The organism is Acinetobacter sp. YH16032 (assembly GCF_013417345.1).
Lineage (GTDB): Bacteria > Pseudomonadota > Gammaproteobacteria > Pseudomonadales > Moraxellaceae > Acinetobacter.
In genome coordinates this window covers 36,487-45,085 of sequence record NZ_VPEE01000024.1, presented here as the reverse complement: position 1 = coordinate 45,085, position 8,599 = coordinate 36,487, and the positions used below count along the sequence as shown (strand labels likewise).

At 39.9% G+C, this 8,599-nt stretch carries 7 protein-coding genes; 4 read left to right on the top strand and 3 right to left on the bottom strand.

The window, feature by feature from the left end:
• The 3 genes from FTV32_RS11995 to rimI all read left to right on the top strand — a co-directional run.
• On the top strand, positions 1–872 hold an 872-nt coding region (locus FTV32_RS11995; protein ID WP_180028762.1), incomplete at its 5' end, for an elongation factor Tu.
• Positions 873–1,080: 208 nt separating this feature from the next.
• Positions 1,081–1,962 (top strand): metal-dependent hydrolase, encoded by an 882-nt coding sequence (locus FTV32_RS11990; protein ID WP_035267371.1) that lies wholly within the window; start codon positions 1,081–1,083, stop codon positions 1,960–1,962.
• A gap of 104 nt (positions 1,963–2,066) precedes the next feature.
• Positions 2,067–2,525, top strand: a complete 459-nt coding sequence (gene rimI, locus FTV32_RS11985) for a ribosomal protein S18-alanine N-acetyltransferase (RefSeq protein WP_180028765.1) — start codon at positions 2,067–2,069, stop codon at positions 2,523–2,525.
• A 14-nt stretch (positions 2,526–2,539) separates the two neighbouring features.
• Here rimI and FTV32_RS11980 read toward each other — a convergent pair whose 3' ends face one another.
• The 3 genes from FTV32_RS11980 to trxB form a co-directional block, all read right to left on the bottom strand.
• Positions 2,540–3,355 carry an arginyltransferase gene (locus FTV32_RS11980; RefSeq protein ID WP_180028761.1) on the bottom strand — a complete coding sequence of 272 codons (816 nt, stop codon included), beginning with the start codon at positions 3,353–3,355 and terminating at the stop codon, positions 2,540–2,542.
• A gap of 17 nt (positions 3,356–3,372) precedes the next feature.
• Positions 3,373–4,104, bottom strand: a complete 732-nt coding sequence (aat, locus tag FTV32_RS11975) for a leucyl/phenylalanyl-tRNA--protein transferase (protein WP_180028764.1) — start codon at positions 4,102–4,104, stop codon at positions 3,373–3,375.
• Positions 4,105–4,210: 106 nt separating this feature from the next.
• A complete protein-coding gene (gene trxB, locus FTV32_RS11970; RefSeq protein ID WP_035267378.1) occupies positions 4,211–5,158 on the bottom strand; it encodes a thioredoxin-disulfide reductase in 948 nt (315 codons plus the stop codon).
• A gap of 261 nt (positions 5,159–5,419) precedes the next feature.
• Between trxB and FTV32_RS11965 the strand changes: the two genes are divergently transcribed.
• Entirely contained in the window at positions 5,420–8,572 is a 3,153-nt protein-coding gene (locus FTV32_RS11965) for a DNA translocase FtsK (RefSeq protein WP_180028760.1), read from the top strand.
• The last annotated feature ends 27 nt before the right edge of the window (positions 8,573–8,599 follow it).

Sequence of the window (8,599 nt, the reverse complement as noted above, 5' to 3'; positions counted from 1 at the left end):
CTGCGACTGATGGTCCAATGCCACAAACTCGTGAACACATCCTTCTTTCTCGCCAAGTAGGTGTTCCATACATCGTTGTATTCTTAAACAAATGTGACCTTGTAGACGACGAAGAGCTTCTTGAGCTGGTTGAAATGGAAGTTCGTGAACTTCTTTCTACTTATGACTTCCCAGGTGATGACACTCCAGTTATCCGTGGTTCTGCTCTTGCTGCACTTAACGGTGAAGCTGGTCAGTTCGGTGAAGATGCAGTTGTTGCTCTTGTTGAAGCGCTTGACACTTACATCCCAGAGCCAGAGCGTGCTATTGATAAAGCATTCTTAATGCCAATCGAAGACGTATTCTCGATTTCTGGTCGTGGTACAGTAGTAACTGGCCGTGTAGAAGCTGGTATCGTGAAAGTAGGCGAAGAAGTTGAAATCGTAGGTATCAAAGACACAGTTAAAACTACAGTAACTGGCGTTGAAATGTTCCGTAAACTTCTAGACGAAGGTCGTGCGGGCGAGAACTGTGGTATCTTATTACGTGGTACTAAGCGTGAAGACGTACAACGTGGTCAAGTACTTTCTAAACCAGGTGCGATCAAGCCACACACTAAATTTGATGCAGAAGTATACGTACTTTCTAAAGAAGAAGGTGGTCGTCACACTCCATTCCTTAACGGTTACCGTCCACAGTTCTACTTCCGTACAACTGACGTAACTGGCGCGATTCAATTGCAAGAAGGCGTTGAAATGGTTATGCCTGGTGACAACGTAGAAATGTCAGTAGAATTAATCCACCCAATCGCAATGGACCCAGGTCTACGTTTTGCGATCCGTGAAGGTGGTCGTACAGTTGGTGCTGGTGTTGTTGCTAAAGTAACTGCATAAGTATTGATTGTGTGAAAGAAACGCCCCTTTGGGGCGTTTTTTTTATGGAATCTATAAAATTGTTAGACAATAAGAGTTGTAAGCTGTCCTTAACTGATAATGATGTGACCTATAAGGCATTTATCATAAAAATAATAAATCACTAAGATGAAGTAATGAAAAGAATCATAAAACTAGATTTGGATAGATCCCGAATAGGAGTCCAGCAATGAATGCTAAAGTAAATATTACAAATCGTGCCGGTGCATCATTTCCAGTACGTCGTATGCAATTTGATTTTGATCACGTACCAGAATATTGGATGAATGGTTCAGCAGGATTAACTCATTTCATGACAGCGTTATCTGCATTATTTCCTGCAGGTGAAAAATTCTTTATCGATTCAGTGCGTGCAGTTCGCCAACATCCAGCCATTAAAGATAATGAAGATCTCCAAAAAGAGATTTCAGCATTTATTGGTCAGGAAGCAATGCATACACATGAGCATGCTGGCTTTAATGCATCAGCACAAAAATTTGGTCATGATGTTGCTGCACTTGAAAAAGCCACAGATACGGTCATTCAAACTTTTCGTAAGTCAGCTAGCACCGTTATGAAACCATTTGGTATTTCACAAGAAATGATCGATCTGATGGGAACGACTGCGCTAGAACATTTTACAGCAACCATTGCCTCAGAATTATTGCGTAACGAACATATTCAAGCATTAATGACTGATGAAACAATGGCGACGATGTGGGCTTGGCATGCCATTGAAGAAAATGAGCATAAGGCTGTCGCATATGATGTATTTGAAGGTGTGTTCGGTAAAGGAATCAAATCTTATCTTGCTCGAACATCTTCTTTAGTGGCAGCAATGGTTGTGCTATTCATGGTGCAGACTTATTTTGTAGCGCGTTTATTGAAAGACGATAAACAGTTAAATATTGCATCTTTGAAAGATATCTATACCTATGGATATAGTCCATCTAAAGGCATTATTTCTGGTATGGGTAAGGAAATGTTGGCTTATTTTAAACCAGGCTTCCATCCGAATGATTTGGATACCGTGGGTTTATTGGCAACATGGAAAGCAAAACTCGGTTTTTAAGTATTTACTTTTGTGCATTCGGGCAGCGTAAGCTGCCTTTTTTTATTTCATTTATTTTCGAACTTTCTATAATGTACTAACTTAAAAAATGCAATGTAATGATTATGATTCGACCGATGCTGACATCAGATGTTGAGGTGGTATATGAAATTGAAAGTTTGGGGCAGACGCATCCTTGGACAAAAAAACAATTTTCAGAAGCGGTTGATTCATATCAATCCACAGTGATTGAATACCAGAATCGTGTTGTTGGTTTCTGTATTTTACAGCCTGTATTGGATGAAGCAAATTTGCTGTTGATGGCAGTTCATCCGGAAATGCGTGGAAAAGGGTTGGGATATCAATTGCTTGAAGCTTCAATGGCTCAACTCAATAATGATCCCGTACAAATCTTTTTAGAGGTCCGAGAAAGTAATAAGGCTGCGATTGCACTATATGAGAAATCCGGATTTCATCAAATTGATATGCGTAAAAACTATTATCCAACATTAGATGGTGGAAAAGAGCATGCCATCATTATGGTAAAGGCATGCAGTGATAATTTTGCAGATTTATTCAAGTGACAAAATTCAATACCCTACTTTACAATAAAGTTATTCCATTCAGAGGGAAGTGTCGTCATCAGCATATGACCTAATTGATCGATTTCTTCGTTGCTGAGCATTTTATTAACACGTCGCCATTGACCATCCAGTAATAATTCAAAAGGCGCATATTGGGACTTATAGTTCATTTTGAATGAATGGGGTACCCAATATCCTAAATATACAAACTCTTGATTGTGCTGCTTTACATATTCAATTTGCTTAAGGACTGCAAAAACACCTAAAGAACGTTTGGATTCATCTGGATCAAAAAATGTATAGACGGCGGATACTCCATCATCTAATACATCGCAGGTTGAGACACAAATGAGTCGATCATCTTTCCAAAGTTCTATAAAGAAACTATTGCTACAACTGTGAATCAAAAACTTCTCGAATTGATCATAGCTAGGGGGGAACATATCTCCATCTGAATGACGCTCATTGATGTAACGTTCATAGAGTTGATAGTGTAAATCAGTAGCATCTTGAGTTTGGGTTATTCTAACTTCTAAGTCTTGATTACGTTTCCAAGCTTTCTTTTGTTGACTGTTCATTTTAAAAGCATCAACAGGTACACGACATGAAAGGCATTGTCGACACAAATGACATTCAGGTCGATAGACAAAATCTCCGCTTCTTCGAAATCCTACACGAGACAATTCTGATAAAGTTACAACGTCGATTTTATGAGCAGGATCTAAAAAGACCATCCGTGCTGATTTCTCGGGAAGATAACTGCAGTCATGGGGTGGTGTAATGTAATACTGCAGTTCATTTAATAGGGACTGGGGTTGATAAGAATTCATGTTGTCCCTCCTATTTCTCAATCCATGAGTCGTTGATCAAATGCTATTGTTTTACTTGAAAATACACCGTCTTTATACTTTTGCCAATCAATCTGAGGCTGTTTTATCACATCTTGTAACGAATTAAGGTAGTCTTGGCGAGAAATTGTGCAAGCACCTAAGCTCATGAGATGATCATTCACCAATTGACAGTCAACCCAGGGTGCCTGGTTTTCAAGGCTAATCAACATGAGGGTATAAAAAGCCATTTTTGAAACATCAGTCTCTCGACTAAACATGGATTCACCAAAAATACCCTGACCTATAGAGACACCATAGAGCCCGCCGACAATCGAATTTTCTCTGCGTACTTCGACACTATATGCATAGCCTGACTCAAATAATGCACAGTAACCCTGAATGATATCTTCAGTAATCCATGTTTCATTGGCATAACTTCGTGGTAATGAGCAAGAACGTATCACATGTTCAAAATCACGGTTAATGGTAATCGTATAATCATGTTTTTTCATCTTACGAATGAGTGATTTACTTGGATGGTATGACGAAGGGTAGATAATGCAGCGAGGTACTGGACTCCACCAGCAGATCGGCTCACCTTCGGAAAACCAAGGAAATAAACCATGTGTATAAGCTTCAAATAATGTAGAAGGGGAGAGGTCAGCACCTATACAGATTAGTCCTTGACCTTCGGGATCGGATTCAATTGGATTAGGGAAAATAAACTCAGAAGGAGGGAGCATAGGGATTAAGTTCTAAAAATAATAATGAAAAACCGAAGATAAAAATGTTTAAAATGATTATGCCAAGTTGAAAGAATAAAAAAACCACCCGAAGGTGGTTTTTAAATAAATATTAGTTGTCTAAATATTTCTCAGCGTCTAAAGCAGCCATACAACCTGAACCTGCTGATGTAATTGCTTGGCGGTAGATATTGTCTGCAACATCACCTGCAGCAAATACGCCTTCAACAGAAGTCGCAGTTGCATTACCACGTGTACCACTTTGAACTTGGATATAACCATCACGTAGTTCAAGCTGACCTTCAAACATTGCAGTATTAGGTTTGTGACCTATAGCGACGAACAATCCAGTCACTTCAACGTTTTGTGTTGTAGTATCAGTTGTAGATTTCAAGCGAACACTAGTAACGCCATCTTGAGGGTTACCAAGTACTTCTTCAACTTCATGGTTCCAGATGATGCTGATTTTGCCTTCTTTCTCTTTTGCAAAAAGATGATCTTGAAGGATTTTTTCAGAACGTAATTTATCGCGACGATGTACAAGTGTTACATGTGAAGCAATGTTTGATAAATAAAGCGCTTCTTCAACCGCAGTGTTACCACCACCGACAACCATGACTTTTTGATTTTTATAGAAGAAACCATCACAAGTTGCACACGCACTCACACCTTGACCCATATAAGCAGCTTCGGATTCTAATCCTAAATATTGAGCCGTAGCGCCTGTTGCAATGATCAAAGCATCACACGTGTATTCTTCCATATCACCTTTTAAAACGAATGGACGTACATTTAAGTCAACTTCGTTAATGTGATCGTAAACCAATTCAGTACCAAAACGTTCTGCGTGAGCTTGCATACGCTCCATTAAAGCAGGACCTGTTAAGCCTTCAGGATCACCTGGCCAGTTATCAACTTCTGTAGTTGTGGTGAGCTGACCACCCAATTGCATACCAGCGATCAAAGTTGGTTTTAAATTTGCTCGTGCAGCATATACAGCTGCGCTATAACCTGCAGGACCAGAACCTAAAATAATCAATCTTGAGTGACGAGCGCTCATGTATAAGCATCCTTTTAATTTGATATATCGATTTACTGAAAATTATACGTGAAACTTCACCACAGTTGTGTGGAATGAATGTGGATTATATTGATCAACTAAATCGAATTGAGCTATATAGTTAAAAGTGTTAACAAGGAAACCTTAGAAAGCTGCACCTTTTTTTAATGAACAGGTGCATAATAGTAAGTTTTCTATAATGAAGAAATTGTTCCATTTCAACATTAGAACATTAATGAATAATCGTTTACAGGACAGTATATGACTGCGGTGTCGAGTGTATATGCACAGCGCTTAGTTTTAACATTCTTCTTAATATCATTTGGTATTTATCTGTTTTTAGCAACAGTGACTTATACGCCATTTGATCCGGGTTGGATGCATATTTCGAGTGATACTCAACAAGTTTCAAATGCAAGTGGTGTCGCAGGTGCTTGGATTGCAGATCTCTTATTTGGATTTCTGGGCTGGGCAAGTTTACTGATCCCAATTTATTTATTCATTGAAGCGATTCAAGTGTGGTGGCCAAGAAGTTTTTTGAGTCGTCCATTTCGTTTTGCTGCTCAATTTTTCATTCTACTTACCGTCGCGAGTTTGTTTTATTTACTTTGGTCAGTGCCTGCAGATACGCTTGCTAACGCTTCAGGTGGAATCATTGGTTACGAATTGGGTGAGAGTTTAAAACAGCTTTTGACGATTTATGGCGCCGTTTTTTTTCTGATCGTACTTAGCATCGTTCTAATCACACTGGCTTTTGGTATTCAGTGGAACAAGACATGGTCTACTTTGAAGGCGACACCCGCTTATTTGCAAGATTTATTCTATAAAAATGTACCTGAGACTGAATCAGCTTATGATTTGACGACTCAGCCAAAAGCGAAAAAAGAAATTGAAACTCCTGTAAAAGATTCAGCTCCAGTCCCTCATCAAGCTGAGCTCAATTATGTCGATCATTTAGAAAAGAAAGATCAATTACAAGTGCGTCATGAACGTACTGCTGAAAGACTATTTGAAGATATGCGTTTCCAAGAGTCTCAACAAAATCATCGTTTTGATGAAGATGATGAGGCAGAGCTCGAGCGTACCATCGCGAAAGCGCATGAGTTAGAGCGTGAGAGTCAACGTATTGTTCCAACGGGTGAAGTTTGGAAAGCCTTGCATAGCGATGAAGATCATAAAAGAGAAATTGATGAGCTTTTGCGCGCAGCAGAGGAGGATCAGCTTGATCAACGTACTTCAGAAATTAATGAATTAAGTAAAAACGTTCGAGTAGATCAGCGCTCAACTGTTCAAGATACTGCTTTGGACTGGAATGATGATCAAATCTTTGATGAATTGCTTGAAGTTGTTCCACAAGGACAGCACGCCAAAGATATTCATACTCCTTTTCATCATCAAACAAATCCTTCAGGTCAATCTGCTGATGATCAAAATACAGCATCCCTAATCCAAAATACCTCAGCTATTGGTGCAAGTGCTGTATACGCAAGTCAATCGAGCGCAGCTGCGGAAGCGATCACTAAAGCAGATTTGTTAGCTTCTGAGCTTGATGGTCTTGCATCACTTGCGGATGAAGCAGAAGCTTTGTCTAATTCAGAGGTCAAGCGTCCAAATTTGGTGACGCCAAATATTAAATTTATGACTTCACCTAAGTCAGATACAGTCGCGGAATATGAATCAGAGCAAGACACTATTGCCCCATCACCACAAAACATTGTTGAGCAAGAGGGATCATCAATTCCTGTTACTAAAGTGAGTGATGAGGAAAAACAACGTATATCTTCAGATAAAGATGCTTTTAGAGAAGCTTGGCAAGAAACGGTAGGTAAGCCTGAAGTTGAAGAAGATGAGTTTGATTTCGATGCGCCATTAACAGATGCTGCTGGTCGTCCAATGTCTCGTGCAATGCAAGTTGCGGAGCGCCGTAAAGATTTATCACCACTTCCTGGTTTGGATTTACTTGATGAAGTAGACCCAAACAAAAAAGTAAACTTCACTGCAGAACAATTATCAAGATTATCAGAACTGTTAGAAATTAAATTACAAGAATTTAATGTCAAAGCGAAAGTGATTGAAGCTCAACCGGGTCCAGTCGTGACCAGATTTGAACTGGATCTTGCGCCTGGTGTGAAAGCCTCGAAAGTAACTAATATTTCTCGTGACTTAGCACGATCAATGTCGATGGCATCAGTACGTGTTGTTGAGGTGATCCCTGGAAAACCTTACATTGGAATTGAAGTTCCGAATAGCATACGTGAGATGGTGCGCCTGATTGAATTGGTAAAAATTCCAAAATTTAAGGATCCAGATGGAATCTTATCCATGGCCATGGGTAAAGACATTTCTGGTAACCCAGTCATTACTGAGTTGGGCAAGGCACCACATATGTTGGTTGCGGGTACCACAGGTTCAGGTAAATCTGTTGCTGTAAACTCGATGATTCTATCGATGCTTTTAAAATATACGCCAGATCAATTGCGCCTTATTTTGATTGATCCTAAACAACTTGAATTGGCGAACTATAACGATATTCCGCATTTACTCACGCCTGTTGTGACTGACATGAAAGATGCAGTCAGTGCTTTAAATTGGTGTGTGAATGAGATGGAGCGTCGTTATAAGCTGATGTCGTTCTTAAAAATACGTAAATTGAGTGACTATAACCGTAAAGTTGAAGAAGCAATTGCCAATGGTGAAGATCTATTTGATCCAACTTGGAAAGCCAGTGAGTCAGTTGCTGGAGAACGTGCACCTAGACTTACACCATTGCCTTCGATTGTGATTGTTGCAGATGAATTCGCAGATATGATCATGCAGGTGGGTAAGAAAGCGGAAGAGATGATCACTCGTCTAGCTCAAAAATCACGTGCTGCAGGCATTCATTTATTACTTGCGACACAGCGTCCATCCGTCGATGTAATTACTGGCTTAATTAAGGCGAATATACCGACGCGTGTTGCACTACGTGTAAACTCTAAAATTGACTCGCGTACGATTTTGGATGCGGGTGGTGCAGAAGATTTGCTTGGACATGGTGATATGCTGTTCTTAGGACCAGGTAAAATTGAGCCTGAGCGTGTGCATGGTGCATTTATTGCCGATGACGAAGTGAACCGTATTTGTGATGCATGGCGTGAGCGTGGTGCACCAAACTATGTGGATGAAATTCTCACCCCATTTGATGAAGAGCCAGCATCACGTGGCTTTGAGGATGGTGATGGTGCTTCTGACCGTGACGCACTTTATGATCAATGTGTTGCTTTTGTTTTAGAAACCCGCAAAGCATCCACTTCATCTTTACAGCGTAAGTTTAGTCTTGGTTATAATCGTGCCGCACGTATTATTGACCAAATGGAAGAAAACGGTATCGTGAGTGCAATGGGTGCAAATGGTAAACGTGAAATTTTAGTTTAACGAAGACTGACTCAGAAAAAGTAACCA